Source organism: Curtobacterium sp. GD1 (assembly GCF_020882855.1).
GTDB lineage: Bacteria > Actinomycetota > Actinomycetes > Actinomycetales > Microbacteriaceae > Curtobacterium.
In genome coordinates this window covers 33,746-59,698 of record NZ_JAFEVQ010000009.1, presented here as the reverse complement: position 1 = coordinate 59,698, position 25,953 = coordinate 33,746, and the positions used below count along the sequence as shown (strand labels likewise).

Annotated in this window: 19 protein-coding genes; 18 read left to right on the top strand and 1 reads right to left on the bottom strand. The window is 70.4% G+C overall.

The window, feature by feature from the left end; all coding sequences use genetic code 11:
* The first annotated feature begins 40 nt into the window (after positions 1–40).
* The 13 genes from JSX79_RS06805 to JSX79_RS06745 all read left to right on the top strand — a co-directional run bounded on the left by JSX79_RS06805 (position 41) and on the right by JSX79_RS06745 (position 12,958).
* Entirely contained in the window at positions 41–1,870 is a 1,830-nt protein-coding gene (locus JSX79_RS06805; RefSeq protein WP_229085551.1) for a hypothetical protein, read from the top strand.
* Positions 1,837–2,712, top strand: a complete 876-nt coding sequence (locus tag JSX79_RS06800; RefSeq protein ID WP_229085550.1) for an A24 family peptidase — start codon at positions 1,837–1,839, stop codon at positions 2,710–2,712. Before JSX79_RS06805 ends, JSX79_RS06800 begins: the two co-directional genes overlap by 34 nt.
* 39 nt (positions 2,713–2,751) lie before the next feature.
* The gene (gene pilM / locus JSX79_RS06795; protein WP_070417672.1) at positions 2,752–3,804 is read left to right on the top strand and encodes a type IV pilus assembly protein PilM; all 1,053 of its coding nucleotides are present in this window, start codon (positions 2,752–2,754) and stop codon (positions 3,802–3,804) included.
* The gene (locus tag JSX79_RS06790; protein ID WP_229085549.1) at positions 3,801–4,544 is read left to right on the top strand and encodes a hypothetical protein; all 744 of its coding nucleotides are present in this window, start codon (positions 3,801–3,803) and stop codon (positions 4,542–4,544) included. Before pilM ends, JSX79_RS06790 begins: the two co-directional genes overlap by 4 nt.
* Positions 4,541–5,233 carry a type 4a pilus biogenesis protein PilO gene (gene pilO / locus JSX79_RS06785; protein ID WP_229085548.1) on the top strand — a complete coding sequence of 231 codons (693 nt, stop codon included), beginning with the start codon at positions 4,541–4,543 and terminating at the stop codon, positions 5,231–5,233. Before JSX79_RS06790 ends, pilO begins: the two co-directional genes overlap by 4 nt.
* Positions 5,234–5,409: 176 nt before the next feature.
* Positions 5,410–6,081, top strand: coding sequence for a hypothetical protein (locus JSX79_RS06780; RefSeq protein ID WP_229085547.1), 672 nt, complete (start codon positions 5,410–5,412; stop codon positions 6,079–6,081).
* Between the two features lie 25 nt (positions 6,082–6,106).
* Positions 6,107–6,565, top strand: coding sequence for a DUF6121 family protein (locus tag JSX79_RS06775; RefSeq protein WP_070417675.1), 459 nt, complete (start codon positions 6,107–6,109; stop codon positions 6,563–6,565).
* A gap of 34 nt (positions 6,566–6,599) precedes the next feature.
* A complete protein-coding gene (locus tag JSX79_RS06770) occupies positions 6,600–7,736 on the top strand; it encodes a hypothetical protein (protein WP_229085546.1) in 1,137 nt (378 codons plus the stop codon).
* A 418-nt stretch (positions 7,737–8,154) separates the two neighbouring features.
* Positions 8,155–8,523: a 30S ribosomal protein S12 gene (gene rpsL, locus JSX79_RS06765; RefSeq protein WP_017885540.1), complete on the top strand. Its 369-nt coding sequence runs from the start codon at positions 8,155–8,157 to the stop codon at positions 8,521–8,523.
* Between the two features lie 4 nt (positions 8,524–8,527).
* Positions 8,528–8,998: a 30S ribosomal protein S7 gene (gene rpsG, locus JSX79_RS06760; protein ID WP_022903294.1), complete on the top strand. Its 471-nt coding sequence runs from the start codon at positions 8,528–8,530 to the stop codon at positions 8,996–8,998.
* A gap of 87 nt (positions 8,999–9,085) precedes the next feature.
* A complete protein-coding gene (gene fusA / locus JSX79_RS06755; protein WP_070417677.1) occupies positions 9,086–11,200 on the top strand; it encodes an elongation factor G in 2,115 nt (704 codons plus the stop codon).
* A gap of 134 nt (positions 11,201–11,334) precedes the next feature.
* Positions 11,335–12,522 carry an elongation factor Tu gene (tuf, locus tag JSX79_RS06750; protein WP_070417678.1) on the top strand — a complete coding sequence of 396 codons (1,188 nt, stop codon included), beginning with the start codon at positions 11,335–11,337 and terminating at the stop codon, positions 12,520–12,522.
* 178 nt (positions 12,523–12,700) lie between these two features.
* A complete protein-coding gene (locus JSX79_RS06745) occupies positions 12,701–12,958 on the top strand; it encodes an Rv0909 family putative TA system antitoxin (protein ID WP_229085545.1) in 258 nt (85 codons plus the stop codon).
* A 98-nt stretch (positions 12,959–13,056) separates the two neighbouring features.
* Here the strand turns inward: JSX79_RS06745 and JSX79_RS06740 are convergent, their stop codons facing one another.
* Positions 13,057–13,623: a GNAT family N-acetyltransferase gene (locus JSX79_RS06740; RefSeq protein WP_229085544.1), complete on the bottom strand. Its 567-nt coding sequence runs from the start codon at positions 13,621–13,623 to the stop codon at positions 13,057–13,059.
* A 255-nt stretch (positions 13,624–13,878) separates the two neighbouring features.
* Between JSX79_RS06740 and JSX79_RS06735 the strand changes: the two genes are divergently transcribed.
* From JSX79_RS06735 to rplC, 5 genes are all read left to right on the top strand, one after another.
* Positions 13,879–22,488 carry an isopeptide-forming domain-containing fimbrial protein gene (locus tag JSX79_RS06735; RefSeq protein ID WP_229085543.1) on the top strand — a complete coding sequence of 2,870 codons (8,610 nt, stop codon included), beginning with the start codon at positions 13,879–13,881 and terminating at the stop codon, positions 22,486–22,488.
* A 95-nt stretch (positions 22,489–22,583) separates the two neighbouring features.
* Entirely contained in the window at positions 22,584–23,561 is a 978-nt protein-coding gene (locus tag JSX79_RS06730; RefSeq protein ID WP_229085542.1) for a DNA topoisomerase IB, read from the top strand.
* A gap of 80 nt (positions 23,562–23,641) precedes the next feature.
* Positions 23,642–24,454, top strand: coding sequence for a DarT ssDNA thymidine ADP-ribosyltransferase family protein (locus JSX79_RS06725; protein WP_070417683.1), 813 nt, complete (start codon positions 23,642–23,644; stop codon positions 24,452–24,454).
* Between the two features lie 521 nt (positions 24,455–24,975).
* On the top strand, positions 24,976–25,284 hold the full coding sequence (gene rpsJ / locus JSX79_RS06720; protein WP_022903286.1) for a 30S ribosomal protein S10: 309 nt from the start codon (positions 24,976–24,978) through the stop codon (positions 25,282–25,284).
* Positions 25,285–25,297: 13 nt separating this feature from the next.
* Positions 25,298–25,951, top strand: coding sequence for a 50S ribosomal protein L3 (rplC, locus tag JSX79_RS06715; RefSeq protein WP_070417684.1), 654 nt, complete (start codon positions 25,298–25,300; stop codon positions 25,949–25,951).
* Positions 25,952–25,953 lie beyond the last annotated feature (2 nt).

The following is a 25,953-nucleotide window of genomic DNA, read 5'->3' as shown; positions in this document are numbered from 1 at the left end:
CCACGCACTCCTGGACCGGGCCCAGCGCGACGAGCGGGGCATGATCCTCGCCAACGTGCTCATCTTCGGCACCGTCATGATGCTGCTCGTCGCGACCATGATCGCCGTGTCGACGTCCGGCGCCGTGAAGTCGGCGACCGACCGCAACTTCCAGAACGCGATCGCCGCCGCGTACGCGGGGCTCGCCGACTACCAGTCGAAGCTCTCGAACGACAACGGGTACGCCCTCTACGGCAACGCCGACGCGCAGTTCAGCAAGGACAGCGGGTCGACCTTCAGCGGACAGAACGGCAACGACGCCTTCTCGAAGTGGGCCGGGGTCGTCGGGTCGACGGACCAGTGGTACCGGTACGAGGTCGACAACTCGAACTACTCCTCGAAGGGCGTCCTGAAGGTCCGCGTGACCGGCAAGTCGGGCGGCAGCGTGCGGTCCCTGGTCGCCAACCTCAAGGGCGACGGCTTCATCAACTACCTCTACTTCACGAACTACGAATCGTCGAACCCGGCGATCTCGGGCAGCTCCTGCACCACCATGTACCAGTGGCAGAGCGGGACGAAGTGCCAGGCGGTGCAGTTCGCCGGGACCGACGTCCTGAACGGTCCCATCCGGACGAACGACGTGTTCACCGCGGCCTGCTCGACGGTGTTCAACGGCACCGTCGAGCAGCACGACACGAGCGTCCGCCCGTCCAGCGGGACGTGCAGCGGCGTGTTCAACGGCGGCGCCGCGACCGCGGTGCCCTACCTCGGGCTCCCCGCGCTGAACTCGAACATGTCGCAGGAGACCCGCACGGACACCCCGACCACGGTCCCTCGTCCCGGCTGCCTCTACACCGGGCCGACGCGGGTGTCGTTCCTCGGCAACGGCAAGATGACCGTCTGGTCACCGTGGTCCAAGGCGACGCAGATCCAGGTGGTCGCGTCGACCGGTGAGGTCAAGGCGGGAGCCGACCTCGCGAAGTCCGCCGCACTGTGCGGGACCATCTCGGACCTGCAGAGCGCTGCCGGTGCCACCATCACGACCCTCCCGGCGAACCTCATGTACGTCCAGGACGTGCCGACCGCCTCGAACAACGCCAACTCCTGGGCGGCGAACACGTTCCCCTCGAAGTACACGAACACGTACTGCACGACGACGGTCACCGTGCGATCGAACGGGACCACGACGACCACGACGAACCAGCCCTTCAGCAACGGGCAGGGCTTCCCGGCCGCCGGCGAGTGGATCAACGGCGGCACGTCGGGTTCGTACGCACAGACCGGGTCGGCGTCGGACACGTACAGCTGCTCGGCGGGAGACGTGTTCGTCAGCGGCGCGTTCGCCGGTGCCATGACCATCGCGTCGTCCGGCACCATCTGGGTGACGGACGACATCACCTACGTCAGCGCGACGAACGACATCCTCGGACTGGTCGGGCAGAACGCCGTCGAGGTCTACAACCCCGCACGCTGCACCTCCTACCCGACCGTCTACCAGTGGGGCGTCGGCAACGTCACCGACACCACACGCTGCAACCAGAGCGGCGTCCGACTCCTCAACCGCTCCGGCGGAGAGTCCCTGACGATCAGTGCGGCGATCGCGAGCAACGCGGGGACGTTCTGGAACCAGAACTACGACATCGGGTCGAAGCTGGGTGTGCTCAAGGTCATCGGCTCCATCGCGCAGAACTGGCGTGGACCCGTCGCGACCACGGGCAGCACGGGGTTCTCGAAGAACTACGTCTACGACCAGCGCCTGCTGACCACTGCGCCGCCGAAGTTCCTCCAACCCGTGTCGACCTCCTACGGCGTGACCACGCAGGTGGAGGTGCAGGCGGCCTTCAAGGCGGACGGCTCGTGCGCGACGACCAGCACGGGGGCGTGCAGGTGATCGGCGTGGGCGAGGTCCTGCCGATCGTCGTCGTCCTCGCCGGCGTGCTCGGCCTGCTCGTCGGCTCCTTCCTGAACGTCGTCGTGCACCGCGTCCCCGCCGGCCTCTCGGTGGTGTCGCCGCCGAGCTCCTGCCCCGGGTGCGGACACGCCATCCGGCGTCGGGACAACGTGCCAGTGCTCTCCTGGGTGCTCCTGCGCGGACGGTGCCGGGACTGCGCGGAGCCGATCTCGCCTCGGTACCCGATCGTCGAGCTGTCCACCGCACTGCTGTTCGTCGCGGTCGCGGACGTCGCGGTCTCCGGACCCGTGGTGATCGGACCCGTTCGTGTCCCTGCGGCCCAGGCGATCCTCCTCGCGGCTCTGCTCTACCTCATGGCGGTCTCCGTCGCCCTCGCGCTGATCGACCTCGAGACGCACACCCTGCCGAACGCGATCGTCTACCCGTCCGCCGTGGTCCTCGTCGTCCTCCTGGTCGTCGTCTCGGTGCTGAGCGGAGACCTCGCGGCCCTCGGCCGGGCGGGTATCGGGGCGGTGGTCCTGGGCGGCGCCTACCTCGCGCTGGCCGTCGCGGTCCCGGGCGGGATGGGGCTCGGCGACGTGAAACTCGCCGTCGTCCTCGGGCTCGTCCTCGCGTACCTCGGATGGGGACCCCTCGCAGTGGGTGCTTTCGGCGCCTTCGTGGTCGGAGGTACCGTCGCGATCGCGCTGGTCACCACACGACGTGCGCGATGGCGCGGTGGCGTGCCGTTCGGGCCGTCGATGCTGATCGGCGCGTGGATCGGCATCGTCTACGGACACGCTCTCTGGACCGCCTACCTCGGGGTCCTCGGACTCGCCTGACGCCTCCTCCACCGACCACTCCTCGACGAAAGCAGCAACATGGGCAAGAGCATCGTGGGCATCGACATCGCGGGATCCTCGATCCGCGCGGTCGAGGTCGCGAACGCCGACCGCGCACGCCCGACCGTCCTGCGGTTCGCCGAGGTCCCGACCCCGCCGGACGCCGTCAGCCGTGGCGAGGTGCTCGAGCCCAACACGGTCGCGTCGGCACTGCGTTCCCTGTGGTCCATCGGCCGGTTCCGCTCGAAGGACGTCGTGCTCGGCATGGGCAACCAACGCGTGCTCTCCCGCGACCTGACCGTCCCGGCCGCACCGTTGGCGCAGATCCGCGAGAGCCTGCCGTTCCAGGTGCAGGACATGCTCCCCGTTCCCGTCGGCGACGCGATCCTCGACTTCTACCCGACCGCCGAGGCGATGAGCGACAACGGTCCCGTCGTGCACGGCCTGCTCGTCGCGGCGATCAAGGACGCGGTGCTCGCGAACGTCAAGGCCGCGCAGCTCGCTGGCCTCAACCCGGTCGGCGTCGACCTCATCCCGTTCGCCCTGACCCGCGTCCTCGTGGGCCGGCCGGGGCTGCACGGCACCACGGCGCTGGTCCAGCTCGGCGCCGACACGACGACCGTCGTCCTCGTGAGCGACGGGGTCCCCCAGTTCGTCCGCATCATCCCGACGGGCGGGAACGACGTCACCAAGACGCTCGCGGCAGCGCTCGACATCGAGTTCGGACAGGCCGAGGTCGTGAAGCGGCACCTCGGCATCGGTACGGGCGCTCGCACGCCGGACGACGCGCGCGCCGTGTCGGTCATCGCCGACGCCGTCACGGAGCTCATCGCGAGCCTCCGGAACACGATCAGCTACTTCGTCAACACGCGCCCGGGCGACCACGTCGAGCGCATCGTCCTCGTGGGCGGTGGCGCTCGCCTCGTCGGCCTCCCGGAGGCGCTCGCCGCGCACACCCACCTCCCGGTGCAGCGCGGCTCGGCCTTCGCGGGGGTCGACCTCGCACGGTCGATCCCGGTGCAGGACGTGACGGACCACGAGGACGCGATCGCCGTCGCCTACGGGCTGGCAGTGGGGAGTCGAGCAGCATGACCGCCACCGACATCCGGGCCGCAGCGCCCGAGGACACCACCGGACCTGGACCCGGACGGGGTCGCGCTCCGCGCGGCCCGCGCACGACGGCGTCCACCTCGATCGCGGGGCGTGAGCCGCGGGTCGACCTCCTCCCGCCCGAGGTCCACACGGAGCGCCGCGAACGGGCCATCGCGCGGCGGGCCTGGCTCGGCGTGATCGTCGCCGCCGCGGTCGCGGCCCTGGGCTCCGGCGGCGCGTACGTACACCAGCTCGACACGGCGCAGTCGTACCTGTCCGCGCAGAACGAGACCACCTCGCTCCTGCAGCAGCAGCAGCGCTACTCGGAGGTCCGTTCGGCCGAGAACGACACAGCCCTGCTCGAAGCCGCCCAGTCCGTCGGTGGCTCCACCGAGATCGACTGGAGTTCGACACTCGCGCAGCTGAAGTCGGTGCTCCCCGCCGGCGTCTCCATCACCGCGATGACGATCGACTCGGCGGACTCCACGGAGTCCTTCGCGCAGTCGACCGTCCCGTTGCAGGGGTCACGCGCAGCGACGATGCAGCTGACGATCCAGAGCCCGAGCATCCCCTCGGTCCCGGACTGGACCGCACGCCTCTCGCAGCTCCGTGGCTACGTCGACTCGACGATCACCTCGGTCGCGCTCGAGGAGGACACGGGGCAGTACTCGGCGACCATCCAGGCGCACCTCGGCGCGAAAGCGTTCGACGGCAAGTACACGAAGGACGGATCGAAGTGAACAAGAACCGTCTCTCCCTCATCATCGCGTTGGCCGCGACGCTGGCCGTCCTCGCGGGCGGATGGTTCCTCGGCGCACAGCCGCAACTCGCACAGGCGTCCGACAACAGCGCCCAGCAGGCTGACATCGACGCGACGAACGCCCGGAACCGCGCCGAACTCCACCGACTCGAGGAGGCGTACGCGTCGCTCGACGCGACGAAGGCCGAGCTGGCTGCCCTGCGGGCGTCGGTCCCGTCCTCGACCGACACCGCCTCGCTGCTGAACCAGCTGAACGGCGCCGGCGCTGCCAGCGGCGTCACGGTCACGTCGATCACCATCGGTGACCCCAAGGCGTACGCCCCAGTGGCCGCGGCGGAACCGGCCCCGTCCGCGAGTGCGTCACCGTCGTCGACGGCGTCCGCGTCGGCAGCGCCGACAGCCGCAGCGACGCCCGAGGCGCCGGCCCCGCACAGCGACGCCCAGATCACGAGCGCGAACTTCGTGGTCGTGCCCGTGACGGCGGCCGTCAAGGGGTCGTACGACCAGGCACTCGCCTTCACGAAGAACGTGCAGAACGGTCAGCGGCTGTTCCTCGTGAACGGGGTCGCGGCGACGAGTTCCGACTCGGGAGGCGACCCGATGGCCGACCAGTCGTGGTCGCTCTCCGGGTACGTCTACGTGCTCGCGGACCCCGCCACGAACGGCTGATCCGACCCCCACCAACTGGGGTCCGACGCGCCACGCCGCACCCTCTTCCGCACGGCCTCCCGCTGTGCTTACGATGCTCCTGAGCCCGCGCTCGCGGCTGCTCGTCCCTCTCTCGAACGGTCGCTCGAAACGGCCGTTCCTCGTCGTGCCCGGAGTCGCGCGTGTTGGCTGGAATCGTGGAGTTCCTCGGTTGGTTCGGAGCCGTAACCGTCCTTGCTGGTTACCTGCTCTTCTCGATGGGCAAGCTCCCGAACGGCCCGGTGTACCAGCTGTTCAACCTCGTGGGCGGGCTCGCCGTGGCGATCAACGTCGCAGCGCACCACGCCGTCCCGTCGACGATCGTGAACGGCATCTGGGCGATCGTCGCGGTCGTCGTGCTCGTCAAGATGGCGAAGGCCCGTCGTGCGGCGAAGCGGGGTGCCCCGTCGACCGAGACGCCGGTGCTCCATGCCGAGCCGCCGGCGACCACGGCGGTCCTGCCGATCGTCGGACCGGCGCTGCGCGACCACGTGGCGGAGGCGACGCTCGCCGTGGCACCCGCGCCGCGCCTCCAGGGCCCGGACGGCGACGCGACCAGCGCGACCGACGCGACGCACGCGACCGACGCGACGCACGCGACCGACGCGACGCACGCGACCAGCACGGCCGACGCCCCGACCGCAGCCGCGCCGATGACCGAGTCCATCCCGGTCATCACGGCCACGATCGCCCTCGCGCTCGTCGCCGCAGCGCAGGAGCACACCGACCAGCAGGAGCTCGCAGCGCAGGAGCACGCCGACCAGGCGACCCACGCCGACCAGCAGACGCACGCGAACGAGCCGCAGCGCGCAGACGCCACCCCCGCCTGAGCCCCGCCAGCGATACGATCACCGCATGTCCCGGTGGTTGATCGCGACGATGACGTCGATCCTGTTCATCGCGCTCGTCATCGCGGTGACCGGCTTCGAGGCCCTCCTCGCCGACGTCGAGGTCATCTCCCAGCCCGACGCCACCCCGTACCTCGGCCCCGCGATGGTGCTCGGCGGTGCCGTGGTGGTGTTCCTCGCGACCGCGGTCGGCTCCCGCGAGGGCAACCCCGGCGTCACCGGCCTCGTCGCCGCGGCGACCTGCTACCTGGTGATGCTCGGCGTCGGGGCGGTCGGCTACAGCCTGGTCCGCAGCGACCTCACCGAGCTGCTCGTGTTCCCGGCCGGCTACGCACTCGGCCCGTTCGTCGTCGGTTCGGTGGTCGTGGCACTCCTGTGCGTCGTCGGCGGGATCGCCGCGGCACGGCACCAGTCGCGCGCGTCGGGGGTGCGCCCGGAGCCCGGCGATGACGGTGCCCGCCGGTAGTCTTCCTGCAGCACCACAGGACGACGGGGGACCGATGACCGACCAGCACCAGGCCAACGGATGGGGATCCGTCCCGGCCGTGGACTCGATCCGCGGCACGCGGGACGCACCACCGGCGGGGGCGTCCGGACCGCAACCCCCGCCCCGTCGGCCACTCGGTCGCGGTCGGCTCGTCAGCATCGTCGCGGGTGGCGCGGCCGTCGTGCTGCTCCTGGTCGCGGGCGTGGTCGGCTACTCGGTCGGCACGTCGACGCACGCCGCCGATCGTCCGGTCCGTGCCTTCCTCGACGACCTCACGGCGGGTCGGGTGGGCGCCGCGCTCGACGCGGCGGGCATCGAGCACGACGAACGCGACCTGCTCCTCACCAAGGCCGCCTACGCGAAGGCGAAGGACCGCGTCACGGGGTACCGGATCGCCGCCACGCGTACGGACGGCGACACCGCCACGGTGACGGCGTACCTGCGGCAGGCGGGGCGCGACGTCTCGTCCACCTTCACCCTCGACAAGACGGGCACCGACTGGGGCGTGTTCCCGGTCTGGCAGCTCGAGGCACCGCGGCTCGGTGCGGTGGACGTCAGCCTGCGCGGCCCCACGGGCACGAAGGTGTCGGTGGCCGGGCAGTCCGTGGTCACGTCGAAGGACGGCACGGCGACGCTCACGGCCCTCCCCGGCACGTACGACGTGGCGGTGGACGGTGGCGAGTGGTACTCCGCCAAGGCCGCGACGGCGACGGTCACCGGGTTCGGGGGCACCGCCTCGAGCCCCGTCTCGATGACGACGGAGCTCACCGCAGCGGGCAAGCGGTCCGCCCAGGCGGCGGTGGACGCGTGGGTCGACGGCTGCATCGCTTCGACCGAGGCGGCACCGGCCGGGTGCAGCTTCTACGCCTACGGGCAGGACGCCGCCTACACGTACACGAACCAGAAGTGGACGCTGGACACCCGCCCCACCGTGTCGATCGGCGGGTGGGTGTCGAACGGGTGGCTCGTCACGACGACGTCCTTCGGCCGGGCCACGTTCACGGCGGACATCTCCGGCCCGGGCGGGGTGGGCACGGCGTCCGCCGGACCGATGAACGTCAACGCCAGCGGGTACGTCACGGAGTTCACGGACGCGGGGGCGACGTTCCGCTCGGCGGTGGGCAATGGCTCGTCCGACACGGGCTCCTGACGCCGCGCACGACGGCGCCCGGTGCGTCCAGGAGGCGCGGTGCCGGCCCGCCACGTCCGTCCAGCGGCCGTGGGTCCGGTCCACCGCGTCCGTCCGGCGGCCGTGGGTCCGGTCCACCGCGCCCGGCCGGGCGGAGCGCCCCGCGCCCCGCGTGACCACCCACGCGACGCCTGTTCGCCCAGGGCACTCGTCACGCGCCTCCAGGGCGACGCGCCCGGATTGATTTCGCCGGGTTACGCGGGTAATCTCTTCCGGGTGTGCGCCTTCGGGCGTGCCCGAAAAGTCCGGTCCGACCAACGGTCGGCCGGAACACTCCGTCCCCCACTCGTCATCCGCCGTCAGGCGGTGATCAGCGTGGGACGAGGAAGTCGGCGGACCGCGCCGGCCGGAGAACACGAGCGAAGAACCAGGAGAACAGTTGCCTACTATTCAGCAGCTGGTTCGCAAGGGTCGTACGCCGAAGGTCACCAAGACCAAGGCGCCCGCCCTGAAGGCGAACCCCCAGCAGCGTGGTGTGTGCACCCGCGTCTACACCACCACCCCGAAGAAGCCGAACTCGGCACTGCGCAAGGTCGCTCGTGTCAAGCTCTCGAACGGCACCGAGGTCACGGCCTACATCCCCGGTGAGGGCCACAACCTCCAGGAGCACTCGATGGTGCTCGTGCGCGGCGGTCGTGTGAAGGACCTCCCCGGTGTCCGCTACAAGATCATCCGCGGTGCGCTCGACACGCAGGCCGTGAAGAACCGTAAGCAGGCACGTAGCCGCTACGGCGCGAAGAAGGGTTGAGCCAATGCCTCGTAAGGGTCCCGCCCCCAAGCGTCCCGTCGTCGCAGACCCGGTCTACGGCGCACCGATCGTCTCGCAGCTCGTGAACAAGATCCTGCTCGACGGCAAGAAGGGCCTCGCCGAGCGCATCGTCTACGGTGCCCTCGAAGGCGTTTCCGCCAAGAACCAGCAGGACGCCGTCGCGACGCTCAAGAAGGCGCTCGACAACGTCCGTCCCACCCTCGAGGTCCGCAGCCGCCGCGTCGGTGGCTCGACCTACCAGGTCCCGGTCGAGGTCAAGCCGCACCGCGCGAACACCCTCGCGCTCCGCTGGCTGACCTCGTACGCCAAGGCCCGTCGCGAGAAGACGATGACCGAGCGTCTCATGAACGAGATCCTCGACGCGTCGAACGGTCTCGGTGCCGCGGTCAAGCGCCGTGAGGACACGCACAAGATGGCCGAGTCGAACAAGGCCTTCGCCCACTACCGCTGGTAGTCCCGGCACCGTCCGGGCGCCGGTGGTCATGAACCCCGGCGCCCGCACGGACGCCAACCTCTCCTACAACTCTTCCGGAGGAACCCTGTGGCACAGGACGTGCTCACCGACCTGAACAAGGTCCGCAACATCGGCATCATGGCGCACATCGATGCCGGCAAGACCACGACGACCGAGCGCATCCTGTTCTACACGGGCATCACGCACAAGATCGGTGAGGTCCACGACGGCGCTGCCACGATGGACTGGATGGCGCAGGAGCAGGAGCGCGGCATCACGATCACGTCGGCCGCGACGACCTGCTTCTGGGACAACAACCAGATCAACATCATCGACACCCCCGGTCACGTGGACTTCACGGTCGAGGTGGAGCGTTCGCTCCGCGTGCTCGACGGTGCGGTCGCCGTCTTCGACGGCAAGGAGGGCGTCGAGCCCCAGTCCGAGACCGTCTGGCGTCAGGCCGACAAGTACGACGTCCCGCGCATCTGCTTCGTCAACAAGATGGACAAGCTGGGCGCCGACTTCTACTTCACGGTCGACACCATCATCAACCGCCTCGGCGCGGAGCCCCTCGTGCTCCAGCTCCCGATCGGCGCCGAGAACGACTTCGTCGGGATCGTCGACCTCATCGAGATGCACGCCAAGGTCTGGCCGGGCGACTCCAAGGGTGACGTCACCATGGGCGCCCAGTACGAGGTCCAGGAGATCCCCGCGGACCTCAAGGACCGTGCGGACGAGTACCGCGCCAAGCTGATCGAGCGCGTCGCCGAGACCGACGACGCCCTGCTCGAGAAGTACTTCGGCGGCGAGGAGCTCACCAAGGACGAGATCAAGGCTGCGATCCGCAAGCTCACGATCGCGTCCGAGGTCTACCCTGTCCTGTGCGGCTCGGCCTTCAAGAACCGCGGTGTCCAGCCGATGCTCGACGCCGTCATCGACTACCTCCCGTCCCCGCTCGACGTGCCGCCGATGATCGGCCACGACGTCAAGGACGAGGAGAAGGAGATCATCCGCAAGCCCGACGCGTCGGAGCCGTTCTCGGCCCTCGCGTTCAAGGTCGCGGTGCACCCCTTCTTCGGTCGTCTCACCTACGTCCGCGTCTACTCGGGCTCGATCGAGTCGGGTGCCCAGGTCATCAACTCGACCAAGGGCAAGAAGGAGCGCATCGGGAAGATCTTCCAGATGCACTCCAACAAGGAGAACCCGGTCGACAACGTGACCGCCGGCCACATCTACGCGGTCATCGGTCTCAAGGACACCACCACCGGTGACACCCTGTGCGACCCGACCAACCAGGTCGTCCTCGAGTCGATGACGTTCCCGGAGCCGGTCATCGAGGTCGCCATCGAGCCGAACACGAAGGCCGACCAGGAGAAGCTCTCCACGGCCATCCAGAAGCTCGCCGAAGAGGACCCGACGTTCCGCGTCGAGCTCAACGCCGAGACCGGTCAGACGACGATCAAGGGCATGGGCGAGCTCCACCTCGACATCCTCGTCGACCGCATGAAGCGCGAGTTCAAGGTCGAGGCGTCGGTCGGCAAGCCCCAGGTGGCCTACCGCGAGACCCTGACCAAGGTCGTCGAGCGCTACGACTACACGCACAAGAAGCAGACCGGTGGTTCCGGCCAGTTCGCGAAGGTGCAGATCGCCCTCGAGCCGATGGAAGTCACGGCCGAGAAGGTCTACGAGTTCGAGAACGCCGTCACCGGTGGTCGCGTCCCGCGTGAGTACATCCCGTCGGTCGACGCCGGTATCCAGGACGCCATGCAGGTCGGCATCCTGGCCGGGTACCCGACCGTCGGCGTGAAGGCCATCCTCAAGGACGGCGCGGCGCACGACGTCGACTCGTCCGAGATGGCGTTCAAGATCGCCGGTTCGATCGCCTACAAGGAAGCGGCCCGCAAGGCCGGTCCGGCGATCCTCGAGCCGATCATGGCCGTCGAGGTCCGTACTCCGGAGGAGTACATGGGCGACGTCATCGGTGACCTGAACTCCCGTCGTGGCCAGATCGCCTCGATGGAGGACGCCTCGGGCGTCAAGGTGGTCCGCGCGAGCGTGCCGCTGTCCGAGATGTTCGGCTACGTCGGCGACCTGCGGTCGAAGACCTCTGGTCGTGCGGTCTACTCGATGACCTTCGAGACCTACAGCCAGGTCCCGGCCAAGGTCGCCGAGGAGATCATCGCGAAGAACGCGGGGGAGTGACGCTCCAGCGTCTCTCCACAGGCGGGGGTGCCCGGCGACGGGCCCCTCGCCACCAAGTACAGTAAAGACACACACTGCACGCCAACGGTTCACGAACCGGGGGCATGCTCTCCGAGTCCTGAGGAGGACCCACAGTGGCCAAGGCCAAGTTCGAGCGGACCAAGCCGCACGTCAACATCGGAACCATCGGTCACGTCGACCACGGCAAGACCACGCTCACGGCGGCGATCACCAAGGTTCTGCACGACCAGTACCCGGACCTCAACGAGGCCCGTGACTTCGCTCAGATCGACAACGCTCCCGAGGAGCGCGAGCGCGGCATCACGATCAACATCTCGCACGTCGAGTACCAGACCGAGAAGCGCCACTACGCGCACGTCGACGCTCCTGGTCACGCTGACTACGTGAAGAACATGATCACGGGTGCGGCGCAGATGGACGGCGCGATCCTCGTGGTCGCCGCCACCGACGGTCCGATGCCCCAGACGCGTGAGCACGTGCTGCTCGCCCGCCAGGTCGGCGTCCCCTACATCGTCGTCGCGCTGAACAAGTCCGACATGGTGGACGACGAGGAGATCCTGGAGCTCGTCGAGCTCGAGGTCCGTGAGCTCCTCGGCTCGCAGGAGTTCGACGAGGACGCCCCCGTCGTGCAGGTCTCGGCGCTCAAGGCGCTCGAGGGCGACGAGAAGTGGGTCAAGTCCGTCCAGGACCTCATGGCCCAGGTCGACGAGCACGTGCCGGACCCGGTGCGCGCCACCGACCAGCCGTTCCTGATGCCGATCGAGGACGTCTTCACGATCACCGGTCGTGGCACGGTCGTCACCGGTCGTGTCGAGCGTGGCACGCTCGACCTCAACTCCGAGGTCGAGATCGTCGGCATCCGCCCGACGCAGAAGACCACGGTCACGGGCATCGAGATGTTCCGCAAGCTGCTCGACAAGGCCGAGGCTGGTGACAACACCGGTCTGCTCATCCGTGGCCTCAAGCGCGAGGACGTGGAGCGCGGCCAGGTCGTCGTGAAGCCGGGTTCGGTCACGCCGCACACCGAGTTCAAGGCGAACGCCTACATCCTGACCAAGGAAGAGGGCGGGCGTCACAACCCGTTCTACGCGAACTACCGTCCGCAGTTCTACTTCCGCACCACGGACGTCACCGGCGTCATCACGCTGCCCGAGGGCACCGAGATGGTCATGCCCGGCGACACCGTGTCGATGGCCGTCGAGCTGATCCAGCCGATCGCCATGGAGCCGGGTCTCCGTTTCGCCATCCGTGAGGGTGGTCGTACGGTCGGCGCCGGTACGGTCGAGGAGATCGTCAAGTAACTCCGGTTACCACGCGTCAGCGGGGTCGGACCTTCGGGTCCGGCCCCGCTTTCCGTTTCCCGGGAGTTCGCTCGCGTTCGGCGGACAGATCGCGGGGATCGGAGCACGATGTGGGCCAAGCGGCCGGATCGACCGGCCATCGAGCGGCCGGGTCACCTCCGGCCGGTAGGGAGGCAGCATGGCCGGCTTCGACGACATCCAGAAGAACGTCTCCGCCAAGGCGGAGGAGGTCACCGACCGGGCGAAGGCGTTCGTGGACGAGAACAAGGACAAGATCGAGGAGGCGCTGCAGAGCGACAAAGCGGAGGACGTCTCCGACAAGATCATCCACGGCCTCGCCGACGGCATCAAGAAGGTCACGGGCGGCAAGTTCGACGAGCAGATCGACAAGACCGCGCAGGACCTGGACGACAGGATCGGCGACAACGGCGAGTAGGTCCGACGCCGACGACGGACTGGAGGCGCTGCGCACGACGTGCGCAGCGCCTCCAGTGCCGTCTCGGGCCCGGCCCGATCGTCAGGCCGGCCCGATCGTCAGGCCGGTTCGACCGTCGTGGCGACGACCCAGCGGTGCTTGCCGATCGCGCGCTGGCGCGCGAACCCGAACCGCTCGAACGTCGAGAGCGCGCCGTGGAAGAGGAAGCCGGCCGGTACCGTCCCGGCGGGTTCCGGGTAGCCCTCGACGGTCCCGCCGCCGGCGGCGGCGATGAGCGCGAGCGCACCGCCGAGCGCCTCGGTGGCGACCCCCTGTCGGCGGTACCCGGCGCGGACGTAGGTGCAGCCGATGCGCCAGGCGGGATCCGGACCGACGTGCGTCCGGTCGTACACGCGACGGTTCTTGATGCGGACGACCTCGGAGACCGGCCCGTACTGGCACCAGCCGACGCACCGATCCCCGTCGAGGACCAGCGCGGCGTGCGTGGTGCCGGCGAGGACGCGCGCGTACTTGCGCTCCCGGTTGCACGCGGCGTCCCGTGTCGGCCCCTCGTCGTGGAAGCCGATGCAGAAGCAGCCGCTCGGGAAGCCGTCGCTCGTGCGGCAGAGCTCGTCGAAGGCGTCCCACGTGGACGCGTCGAGAGGACGTACGGTGTACGACGCCATGGCGGCAGCGTAGACGTGCCGGAGGCCTCCTGGGAGGACCGGCGCAGTTGTCCCCACAAGGTGGGACGCGATGTACCCCACTCGGGGTGTTGTTGCGGTTTCCCGCGACTCGATACCGTGGAGTCGCGAGGCCGACCCGGCCTCTCGTGGTGACCCGAACACCCACGCACGCGCGCCCAGGGATCCCTGCCCGGACGGTGCCGCATCGCTGCGCTGTGCTCGGCGTCGCCCGACGACGACCCGAGAGCACACCCGATGCGTCCTGCCCTGTTCCCCGCCCGTCCGCGCGCCCTGGCGATGCTCGTCGTGACGGCGCTCCTCGCCGGACTCCTCGCGGTCCTGGCGGTCGCGCAGCCCGCGGCGGCGGACTCGGTCGTGACGGTCACCGCGAAGGCTCCGGCCACGGCGCTGAGCGGGGACCCGGTGAACGTCACGCTCACGGCGACGAACAGCACGCCGGCGTCGGGCGGGACACCGCTCTACAACCTCGGGTACTCCTACCTGCTGCCGGCCGGAGTGACCTACGTCGCCGGTTCGGCGAAGGCATCGGGCGTCGCGCTGCCGGACCCGACCACGAGCACCCCGACGGCAGGCGGCCTGCTCCTGGTCTTCTCGAACGTGTCCGACCTCGTCGCGGGTGACGAGAAGTCGATCACCTTCCAGGTCCAGCCCTCGACGACGACCTACCCGGTGGGTTCGTCGTTCGCCGGGACGGTCCAGGTCGCCGGCAGCGGGAACGCGCGGAACGTGCCGACGTTCGACCCGACGACGGGTGCCCCGGCGACCAACGCGACGAACGCCGCCACGGCGAAGTCGACCACGACCGCGATCGCCGCGATCAAGGTCACGAAGGCCGAGGCCAGCCCGGAGAACGAGCTGGTCCGCGGCGTCCACGACCACCCGACGGTCTACACGCTGACGGTGCAGAACACCTCGACCGCGCCGAGCAACGGCGTGACCGTCACGGACTACCTGCCGGCGGGCCTCGAGTTCCTGCAGTGCGGCGCGGTCGACAACACGACCTCCGGGCCGGAGTACGCGGGAGCGCCCGACCTCACGGCAGCGACCGCGGCGAAGGCGTCCGGGACCCTGACGCCGGCGAACTGCCTCACGCCCCAGAGCGTCACGACCGTGAACAACGTCCCGGGCAAGGGGACGGCCGTGTTCACGAAGGTGGTCTGGAACCTCGGCCAGCTGACGAACGCGCCCGTGACGATCCAGTACCTCGCCGCCGTGCCGCTGCGCGAGAACACCATGACCTTCGCCACCGGCAGCCAGACGCCCGCCGCTCCGACCACGGCCGCGCTGGCCAGCACGGCGAACCTCGACAACAACACCGGCGCGTCGACCAGGCAGAACACCTCGGACACGACGTCGAACGGCCGCGGCCAGACGAACACGGTCACCGCTGCCGGCACCTACACCGGCAAGGTCGACGGAACGGCGACGTCGGCGCAGAGCTCGACGGCGTCGATGACCGTCGAGGCGATGGACCTCGCGGTGGCGAAGTCCGTGACCACGCCCGTCGACGGGAACGTCTTCGCCGCGGGCCAGCAGGCCACGTACTCGCTCCTGATCCGCACGAGCGAGTACGAGTCGTCCGCCGGCATCACGCTGACCGACACGATCCCGGACGGACTCTGCCCGGCGTTCCCCGCGGGGACGAAGACCACCGGGACCATCCCCGCGGACTGCGATCCGAACACCGTCAGCGCGCTGAACCAGCCGATGACGAACGGGACGGTCGACCAGGTCGCCTACGACGCCGCGGCGGGTACGTTCACGATGACCTTCCACGTCGCGGACCTGCCCACCGATGGTTCGGTCACGGTCTCGTACAAGGCGCTCATGCGGGACAAGTACTCGGTCACCGGCTCGGGCGGCCCGACCGCCGCCGGCGACGACTTCACGAACAAGGTCCGGATCGCGGGGACCTCGACCGGTGTCCACGGTGACACCGGCTCGACGGCGGTCGTCGACGACTCCGCGGCGACGATCGTGTCGAACTCCCCGAGCATCGCGAAGTCCGTGCTGCCGCGCGCTTCGAGCGACGGCGTGCGGAACTCCGCCGACTGCACCGCGACGACGCGCACCGGGTACCAGACGACGACCCCCACCGCCCCGTTCCAGCTCGGCGACGTCGTCTGCTTCCGACTGCAGGTGGACTTCCCGGCCGGTGTCCAGAGCCGCAACGCGACGATCACGGACATGCTCCCGGTCGGTACCACCGCGGCCGGTGCGACGTGGACGGAGGGCACCGACTGGACCTACGGGTCGGAGAGCTCCGTCCCCGCATCGGACGTCACGCTGAAGTCGTCGAGCGCGACCACGGCGTCGTTCGCGGTCGGTCACACGGTGTCCGGCGCGAGTGGCACCTACGTCGACGGTGACGGCCAGGCGGTGCGCCTCGTCCTCTACGTCGCGGCGACCATCAGCACGCAGGGCTCGAGCAGCACGAAGGTCGACCTCGTCGACAACCTCATGAAGTTCGCGCAGCAGAACACGAAGGGCTCCGTGACGAGCCTGCGGTCCTCGGTCGGCTACACGGTCGCCGGCACCCCGACCGCGACGCTCGCGAAGGACATCGTCAAGGCGGACGGCACCACGGTGTCCAACCCCACCACCACCACCGAGGGCCAGGTGCTCAGCTACCGGCTGAACGTCGGCAACACCCCGGCCACGGGGACGACGTCGGCCATCGGGAGCGTCACCGTCTGGGACGCCCTGCCGTCGAAGGTGACCTGTGCCATGGTCACGAACATCTCCGACCAAGGCGCCTGCGGTGCGGCGCCCACCGGGGCGGCGACCAAGTTCACGGGTGTGCAGTACCTCACCTGGACGATCCCGTCGATCGCCGCGAGCACGACGAAGAGCCTGACGTACGACGTCCAGACCCCGTCGCCGGGCTACGTCGGGACCACGTTCCCCAACTACTCCTCCGTCGTCTCCTTCACGACCGCGACGGACTCCGGTGCCACGACCACGTGGATCCCGAAGCGCGGGACCAACGCCACCGCGTCCTCCACCCCCGCGGCCGGTCAGGGCACCGCACCGCAGGCCGACGCGAACCGCTCGGTCGCGATCCCCGGTGTCACGGTCGCGAAGTCCGGGGCAGCGGTCGCCGACTCGACGCTGACGAACCTGTCCGGTGACGCGGCCGCCCCCGGTCAGACGCTCGGGTACAAGTACTCGGCGACGATCGCGGACCGCACGAGCGCCGCGAACGCGACCCTGACCGACCCGCTGCCGACGGGCGTCGGCCGGACGGCTGCCACCTCGTGGACCCTCACCTTCCCGGACGCGACCACCATCACGGTGCCGGCGAGTGCGCAGGGCACCGACGTCACCGGGACGTACGGCGGGCAGACGTTCACGCTCACCGGGACCGGCAACGCCAACGGTGCCGGCGCCGTCCTCTTCCCGGCGACGTTCGACAACACGACCGGTGCGCCGGTGAAGTTCGAGGTCGTCGTCACCGGGCTCCGCGCGACCGCGGGCGTCGGGACGTACCCGGCGTCGGACGGCACGGGCTTCACGACCGCGGCACCGAAGAACACGGCCACCTTCACCTCGAAGCCCTCCGGCGTCACGGCGTACACCGCGACCGCGTCGAAGACGGTGACCGTGCAGGCCCCGGCCGTCGCGATCGACAAGTCCGACGACCTCGGTGGCCGCACGGTCGCCGGTGGCGACACCGTCACGTGGACCCTGAGGACGACGAACACGGCCACGAGCGCGGACGCACGGTCCACCCTCGTCGGCGACTGCTTCCCGGACGCGTTGACGCTCACGTCGAGCTCGGCGGCCGAGACCACCCCGACCTCCGCGCAGCGCGCAGCGTTCGGCAGCTGCCCGACCGGCACCACGCTGCACGTGTGGAACGCGACGAGCGACGGCGTCCTCGCCGCCGGGGCCTCCGCCACCATCACGGTCGTCGCGACGGTCAAGCAGGACGCTCCCGCCGGCCAGACCTACCGGAACACCGCGCGCGTGCTGGCGTCGAGCCTGACGACCGACTACGCGACGGCGAACAGCTCGTACGTGCAGCTCGCGAGCGACACGGACGACGTCACCGTCACCGGTCCCTCCGTCACCAAGCGGCTGACGGCACCGACGTGGAACCCCGGGACGGGGGCGTCGACCGGCACCGCCAGCACGGACCCGTCGGGCACCGCTGCGCTGCAGGTCCGCCCCGGTGACGGCGCGACCTACACGATCACGACCACCATCCCGGCGAACGTCGCGCTCTACGACGCCCGGATCACGGACGTCCTGCCCGCCGGCACCGCCGCGACCGGCACGCCGACCGTGACGAGCTCCGACGACGCCGTGACCGCGACCCCCTCGGTCGACGGTGCCTCCGTCGTGGTCCGGCTGTCGGACATCCCGACCGGCATCGACCACCCGGTGACGATCACGACGTCGATCCCGGTCACGGTCGGCACCGACCAGGTCGCGGGCACGGGGCTCGCGAACACCGCCACCCTCGCGTGGAACCGCACGAGCAAGGGCGCGGCGCCGTCCGACGCGTCGGTCACGTCGAACGCTGCGAACGGCAGTGTCGTCGCGCCGTCGCTCGCGATCGCGAAGACCGCGACGGTGGGCTCGCAGACGTCCACGACGATGAACGTCGAGCCGGGCCAGACGATCACCTACCGGGTGACCGTGACGAACTCGGGCTCGCCGGCCTACGGCACCCCGGTCACCGACTGCGTGCCGGACGGCATCACGGTCGACCGTGCGTCGCTCACCGCCGACGGCGCGGAGATCGCCGCCGACGCGGACTGCGGCGGCGGGCGGATCACGTGGCCGACTGCGGTCATCGGAGCCGGCGCGACGGTCACCCACACCTACACGGCGAAGCTCGCCGAGGACGCCACCCTCTCCGGCAGCCCGCTGGTGAACACGGCGTCGACCGGCGTCTACCACTCGCTCGCCTCGGGCGGGGCGGACTACGCCGCGGCGCGGGCGACCGCGAGCGTCACGCCGTCGTTCCCCCGCGTGGCCGTGACGAAGTCGAACGACACGATCGGCGGGCTGTCCTACGTGGGCGTCGCCTCGGACTTCAGCGTGACGTTCTCGAACACCGGGAGCGCTGCCGCGTCGGTGCGCGTGCAGGACGTCCTGCCGGCGAACTGGTCGTACGTGTCCGGCAGCGCGACGGTCGCACGTGACGGCGGTGCCGCGTCCGCCGTGGCCGACCCGACGCGCAGCGGTGGCGGGACGACCCTCACGTGGGCGGACCTCGGCGCGCTCGGTGCCGACCGGTCCCTCGTGCTGCACTACCGCGCCGTCCCCGGCACCGGTGCGACGACGGACCCCGGCGCCGGTACCTCGATCGCCCACACGAACCACGTGACCGCGACGGTGACGAGCGCATCGGGCGGCACCGGTTCGGCGAAGGGGTCCTTCGTCTCGTACCCGAACGGCGGTGACGACGCCACCGCGACCGCACGGATCGCGGCGGCCGACCTCGCCCTGACGAAGACCGCCACGACGTCGAAGGTCGTCGCCGGTGCCACCACCGCGAAGGCCTGGACCATCCGGGTGACCAACACGGGCCCCGACGCCGCGCACGGCACGACCGTCGTGGACGCCCCGACGGGCCTGGCCACCGGTTCGACGCTGGCCTTCACCGGCAGCGGTTGGACCTGCACGCCGGACGACGGCACGTGGTCCTGCGTCAACGGCGCCACCGTCGCGGCGGGCGACTCGTTCCCCGAGCTCGACGTCGCGCTGACGCTGCCGGCCAACGCGCCGCTCACCGCCGTCCGGAACACCGCCACGATCCACCAGGGCACGGGCCAGACCTTCGACCCGGAGAGCGGGAACGACAGCGACACCGCGAGCGTGACCCCGGTCGCGATCGCCGACCTCGCGATCACGAAGACCGGTCCCTCCGGGACGGTGCAGGCCGGCCGGACGATCTCGTGGAACCTCTCCGTCGAGAACCGCAGCGACCCGACGACCCAGAGCGTCTCGGACGCACGCGGCACGGTGACCGTCACGGACACGCTGCCCGACACGGTGACCCTCGTGGGTGCGACCTCGGACGACCCCGCGTGGACCTGCGCCACGGACGACGACACCGTGACCTGCACGCGCGACGGCCTCGCGAACGGCACCACCGCCGGCGCGATCACCGTCACCGCGACCGTGCACCCGGACGTCACCGCCTCGCAGTCGATCGTGAACACCGCGGCCGTCGCGGTCGACCCGACGCGCACGACGGACCCGACCTCGTCGAACGACGACGCGGAGGCGACCACCGGCGTGGACGACACGACCTCGCTGACGATCGCCAAGGCGTTCGGCTCGACGGCGCAGACCGCGCCGGACGCGACCGACCGCGCGGCCCTGGTCGCGGGCGAGTCCGCGGACTGGACCATCCGGGTCACCAACACCGGCACGGCCGACGCACGCACGGTCCGGGTCTCGGACACGCTCGAGTCCGGCACGCGGCTCAGCGCTGACGGGCCGGTCGACGAGGCGACCGACACGATCACCCAGACGGACGGCGCCTGGACCTGCACCGCACCCGCCGCCGACGGGAACGACGTGACCTGTGTGCTCGACGGCACCCTGGCCGCCGGGAAGAGCACGACGTTCACCATCACGGTGACGACCCCGTCGTCGATGTCCGGCACCCTGCTGAACACGGCCGTGGTGACCGCCGACAACGCGGCGCCCGCCGAGGCGCAGGGCCGCAGCGACGCCACCCAGAGCGCCGGCCTGTCGGTGACGAAGACCGCGGACGTCGAGACGGTCGACGCCGGGAAGGACGTCACCTACACGATCACGGTCGCGAACCCGACCGGCCCGTCCGACCTGCCCGCCGGTGACGGCACCTCGCCGAGCGTCCGCGTCCAGGACACCCTCCCGGCCGGCGTGGAGTTCCGCGGGCTGACCGCGGCGACCCAGCAGCACTGGACGCTCGAGTCGAACGAGGACGGCGTGCTCACCCTGTCGAGCGCCGACGGGATCGCGGCGGGCGCGACCGACCCGAACACGATCGTCCTGACCGTGCACGTGCCGGCGTCCTTCCGCGGATCGTCGATCGTCAACACCGCGACCGCGGCGCCCGTCACGGCCACCGGCCCGACCGCGCACGACGAGGCGACCGTCGACGTCACCACGCACGCCGACCTGTCGATCACGAAGCAGCGCACGAGCGCCCCGAGCGCCGACGCCGGCACGACCGTCACCTACGACGTCACCGTGACGAACGACGGCCCCTCGGACGCGCAGGACGTCACGTGGACCGACACCCCGCCCGCGGGGATGACGGTCACGAAGGTCACGACGGACGACACGGCCTGGGAACAGGGCGCGGATCCGAGCACCTGGTCGACCGACGTGGTCGCGAACGGTGCGACCACGGTGTTCCACGTGACCGCCTCGATCGCGTCCGGCACTCCGGCCGGCACGCTCCGCAACACCGCGGTCGTGTCGAGTGCGACGCCCGACACGGACCCGACGAACGACATCGCCGGTGACGACGTCACGGTGACGACGCACGCTGCGCTCCGCCTGACCAAGACCCCGGTCGAGAAGCCCGGGTCGACGACGGCCGCGAAGCGCGTCACCGCCGGCGCCGAGCAGACCTGGTTGCTCCAGGTCAGCAACGAGGGTCCGTCGGACGAGCAGCCCACCACGGTCGTCACCGACCAGCTGCCCGAGGGGCTGACGTTCACCGGCGCCTCGAGCGACGGAGCGGTGTGGACCTGCGACGGCACGACCGACCCGGCCCTGGTGACGTGCTCGCTCCCGACGACGATCGTCGCCGGGACGGACGCCCCCGGCCTGTGGATCACCACGAAGCTCGCGTCCGGCCACACCGCCGGCACGATCGAGAACCGCGCGGTGATCACCGGCCAGGGCACCACCCCGCCGGTCGGCACGAACGACGAGCCGGTGACGAGCCCCCTCGACGTCGACGAGGTGGCGAACGTGGCCATCACGATCGGGCACGACGGCACCGCGGTGATCGGCAAGGACCTGCCGGAGACGATCCAGGTCCGGAACGTCGGCCTCTCCGACGCCGCGGCGGTCACCGCGACCTACACGCTGCCGAAGGGCCTGACGTACGTCGGGGCCGAGGCCGACCCCGCGTGGACCGTCACGTCCGTCACGAAGAACGCCGACGGCTCGACCACGGTGTCGTTCGCCCTCGCGGGCACGCTGCCGGCGGGCTCGTTCGCCCCGGCGATCACGGTGCACCAGACGCCGACGGCCGCCGCCTACCCGGGCGTGCAGCCGAGCGCGACCGTGGCGACGAGCACGACCGAGACGACGCTCGCCGACAACGACGACTCGGACGAGCTGGCCGTCGACCCCGCGTCGAGCCTGGCGGTCACGAAGACGCACACCGGGCAGCTGGTCCGCGGGGAGACCGTCGGGTACACCATCACGGTGCGCAACGACGGCCCCACCGAGGACCCGGGCCCCGTGGTCGTCACGGACCGTCTGCCGGCCGGCCTCACCCTGGTGAGCGTGAACGACGCGAAGGCGGCGACCTGCACCACCGGGAAGACCGTCACCTGCACCCTGACGGGTCCGCTCGCCGTCGACGGGAAGGTCGCGTTCCAGGTCACGGCGAAGGTCGCGACGGACGCACCGGACCGCATCACGAACGTCGCCACGGTCGAGTCGCCGACGACGCAGGTGGTGCCGGTCGCGGGGTCCGCCAGCCCGACGGACCCGATGCGCGCCAGCGACCCGGCCCCGGTGCGCGACGCTCCCGAGTCGGCGAGCGAGCTCGCCTTCACGGGTGCGGCCGGACTCGGCATCGGTGCGCTGATCGCGCTCCTCGCGATGGCGGCCGGTGGCGTCCTGCTGGTGACGCGACGACGTCGCCGAGCGTGACCACCTGACGGACGGGAGGCGCGGTGCCGGCTGGCACCGTCCCTCCCGACCGTCGCCGGGCCGGGTCACAGGCGGCGGCGAGTTGCATCGAGAGCGTGACCCGTCTCCGCCGCTCCGCGACCAACGGTCGCGGCTACCACCGCGTCCGCAGCGGGCGTGGCTTCTCCTACCGCGACCCGGACGGCACCACCGTCACCGACGCCGCTGTCCGGCAGCGTCTCGAGGACCTCGTCATCCCGCCCGCGTGGGACGACGTGTGGATCTCGCCGTACGACAACGGGCACGTGCTCGCGACCGGCGTCGACGGCGCCGGTCGGCGGCAGTACATGTACCACCCGTCCTGGCGCGAACGGATGGACCGCATCAAGTACGACCGTGCCCTGGCGCTCGCCGAATCGCTGCCGGTCGCACGACGCGGGGTCACGATGGACCTCCGGCGGCCGGAGCCCGACCGGCAGCGTGCCCTCGCGGCGGCCTTCCGGATGCTCGACCAGGGGTCCCTGCGGGTCGGGTCGGAGCGGTACGCCACCGAGCACGGCAGCCGCGGCCTGTCCACCCTGCTGTGCGCGCACGCCCACGTCTCCGGCGACGACATCGAGCTCGACTTCCCGGGCAAGAGCGGCCAGGAGTGGTCGTCCTCGATCCACGACCCCGACCTCGCGACCGTCATCGCGGGCATGAAGCGGCGCGGACCGAACGCCCGGCTGCTCTCGTTCCGTGCGCGCCGGGGCGCCGAGTGGGAGCCCCTCTCCGCCGAGGACATCAACGAGTACGTGAAGGAACGTGCCGGTGACGAGTTCACCGCGAAGGACTTCCGCACCCTGCACGGCACCGTCGCCGCCGCGGTCGACCTCGCGGCGACCGGACCGCAGTCGTCCGTGACGAAACGGAAGAAGGCGGTGTCGCACGCGGTGAAGGTCGCGAGCGAGGAACTCGGCAACACCCCGACGGTGTGCCGGCAGAGCTACATCGACCCGCGCCTGCTCGACGCCTACGACCACGGCGAGACCATCGACCCCGACCGCACGCACGCGGCCGAGTCGGAGGTCCGCGCACTGCTCTACCGACAGTGACCGGGAAGGGGCCGGGATGACGTACCGTTGGACCTCGTGCCCGAACACCCCCACCCGGGCACGGAAGGACCCCACCAGTCGTGACTGACGAGTGCATCCACGGATTCCCCACCGAACTCTGCGACATCTGCGCGCCACGGCAGCGCGAGGCCGCAGAACTCCCCACCACCCCGACCCCGCGCCGCACCCGGATCACCACCTCGCTCCGGACCGTGCCCGGCCAGGCGGCGACCCCGGCGTCCTCGCTGCGGTCCCCGGTGCCCGACCTGCCCGAGGCGCGTGACTTCGCCTCGCTCCGCGCGCACCACGTGACGCACGTGGACAACCTCGACGACATCGTGGGGTCCGGTGCGATCCTCGCGTCGGACGCCGTGACGCCGGTCGTCGACGTCGCCTCCGCCGCTGCCCGGGCCGCCCGCGCCGAGGCGCACGCCCCCGACGGCTCCCCGGTCGCTGCGCACGTGCCGTTCACGCTGTCGCCCGACGCGACCCGCTGGGACGAGCTGCGCACCGGCGCCGAGGGTGAGCGGTGGTCCGACGCGGCCCGCCGGACCCGGGCGACGGAGTACATCATGCTCGTCGTGCCGGTGTCGGCCTTCGGGGCGTCGGTCATCGTCGCCGACCAGGACGCCGACGCCGAGGACGTCCGGTTCGCGGTCGGGCCCGAGGCCGCGACGAACCTCATCCGTCGCACGGACTTCACCGACCCGGAGATGCTCGGCCTCGAGCTGCTCGCCGGCCCGAGCGTGCCGTTCTCCGCCGTCGCGGTCATCGGTGTCCCCAACGACCGCGTCCGCCAGACGGTCAAGGCCGTGCTCAAGGACCACGGCGGACACGCTCCCCGGGTCGCGGTCTTCCCCCCGTGGTTCGTCCCCCCGGTCGTCGCGGAGTAGTCCCGACCGACCCCTGCGACGTGCCCTCCGGACCGGCTCCGGAGGGCACGTCGTGCGTCGGGGGCGACCCGCGCCTCCTGGCCCTCGATCCGCGTGGATCCGGGGAAGCGGGCCGATCCCGACACGCCCGTGGTTCGCGACACGCCCGGGTTGCACGGATGACGTGCCTATGCGAGACTTGTCCGGTTCCGAAATTCCGCGCGCGTTCGCGTGCGCAGGATCACTGCTCTGGCAGTGCACAACCCCCCTGTCCAGCAGGGCTGGGTTGGGCCGCAGGCAGCAGAACACGATCGACTCCCCACCAAGCGTGACGGGCACTGCTGTGCCCAGAGCGTGCGGGAGACGACATGCCCACGCTGAACGGCCCAGGTCGCTCCGCGCGGTTGACACGAGAACAGCGGTCATCCCCAGCGGATGCGGCCGGTTGGTTCACAGAAAACAGCCAAGCCCTGCAGGAATGCACGGTGGCGGCGGCGTCAGGCGGCCCGAGGGTGCGCGGCGCAGAGAGGACAAAGAGACACATGGCGGGACAGAAGATCCGCATCCGGCTCAAGTCGTACGACCACGAGGTCATCGACACGTCGGCCCGGAAGATCGTCGACACGGTGACCCGTGCCGGTGCGACCGTGGTCGGCCCGGTGCCGCTCCCCACCGAGAAGAACGTGGTCACCGTGATCCGTTCTCCCCACAAGTACAAGGACTCGCGCGAGCACTTCGAGAAGCGCACGCACAAGCGGGTCATCGACATCGTCGACCCGACGCCGAAGGCCGTCGACTCGCTCATGCGACTCGACCTCCCGGCCGACGTCAACATCGAGATCAAGCTGTAAGGGGGCTGGACTGATGGCGAACTCAACCAAGACCGTCAAGGGCCTCCTCGGCAAGAAGCTCGGGATGACCCAGGTGTGGGACGAGAACAACAAGTTCATCCCCGTCACCGTGATCGAGGTCGGCCCGAACGTGGTCACCCAGATCCGCAACGTCGAGCGCGACGGCTACGAGGCGATCCAGATCGCCGCCGGCGCCATCGACCCGCGCAAGGTCAACAAGCCGGCCGCCGGCCACTTCGAGGCAGCCGGGGTCACCCCGCGCCGCACCCTCACGGAGATCCGCACCAACGACTCCGCTGAGTACACGCTCGGCCAGGAGCTCACCGTCGACACGTTCGAGGCGGGCCAGAAGGTCGACGTCGTCGGCACCTCCAAGGGCAAGGGCTTCGCCGGTGTCATGAAGCGCCACGGCTTCGCCGGTGTGTCCGCTTCGCACGGTGCCCACCGCAACCACCGCAAGCCCGGTTCGATCGGTGCTTCGTCGACCCCGTCGCGTGTCTTCAAGGGCATGCGCATGGCGGGTCGCATGGGTGGCGAGCGTGTGACCGTCCTCAACCTCACGGTGCACGCCGTCGACGCCGAGAAGGGTCTGCTGCTCGTCAAGGGCGCGATCCCCGGTGCTCGCGGTCGCTCCGTCTTCGTCCGCACCGCCGTGAAGGGTAAGTGATC

Coding starts and splice junctions, on each gene's coding strand:
- JSX79_RS06805 (WP_229085551.1), top strand. CDS start 41: ATGATCCTCGCCAACGTGCTCATCTTCGGCACCGTCATGATGCTGCTC.
- pilM (WP_070417672.1), top strand. CDS start 2,752: ATGGGCAAGAGCATCGTGGGCATCGACATCGCGGGATCCTCGATCCGC.
- JSX79_RS06790 (WP_229085549.1), top strand. CDS start 3,801: ATGACCGCCACCGACATCCGGGCCGCAGCGCCCGAGGACACCACCGGA.
- JSX79_RS06775 (WP_070417675.1), top strand. CDS start 6,107: ATGTCCCGGTGGTTGATCGCGACGATGACGTCGATCCTGTTCATCGCG.
- JSX79_RS06770 (WP_229085546.1), top strand. CDS start 6,600: ATGACCGACCAGCACCAGGCCAACGGATGGGGATCCGTCCCGGCCGTG.
- rpsG (WP_022903294.1), top strand. CDS start 8,528: ATGCCTCGTAAGGGTCCCGCCCCCAAGCGTCCCGTCGTCGCAGACCCG.
- JSX79_RS06745 (WP_229085545.1), top strand. CDS start 12,701: ATGGCCGGCTTCGACGACATCCAGAAGAACGTCTCCGCCAAGGCGGAG.
- JSX79_RS06740 (WP_229085544.1), bottom strand. CDS start 13,623: ATGGCGTCGTACACCGTACGTCCTCTCGACGCGTCCACGTGGGACGCC.
- JSX79_RS06735 (WP_229085543.1), top strand. CDS start 13,879: ATGCGTCCTGCCCTGTTCCCCGCCCGTCCGCGCGCCCTGGCGATGCTC.
- rpsJ (WP_022903286.1), top strand. CDS start 24,976: ATGGCGGGACAGAAGATCCGCATCCGGCTCAAGTCGTACGACCACGAG.
- rplC (WP_070417684.1), top strand. CDS start 25,298: ATGGCGAACTCAACCAAGACCGTCAAGGGCCTCCTCGGCAAGAAGCTC.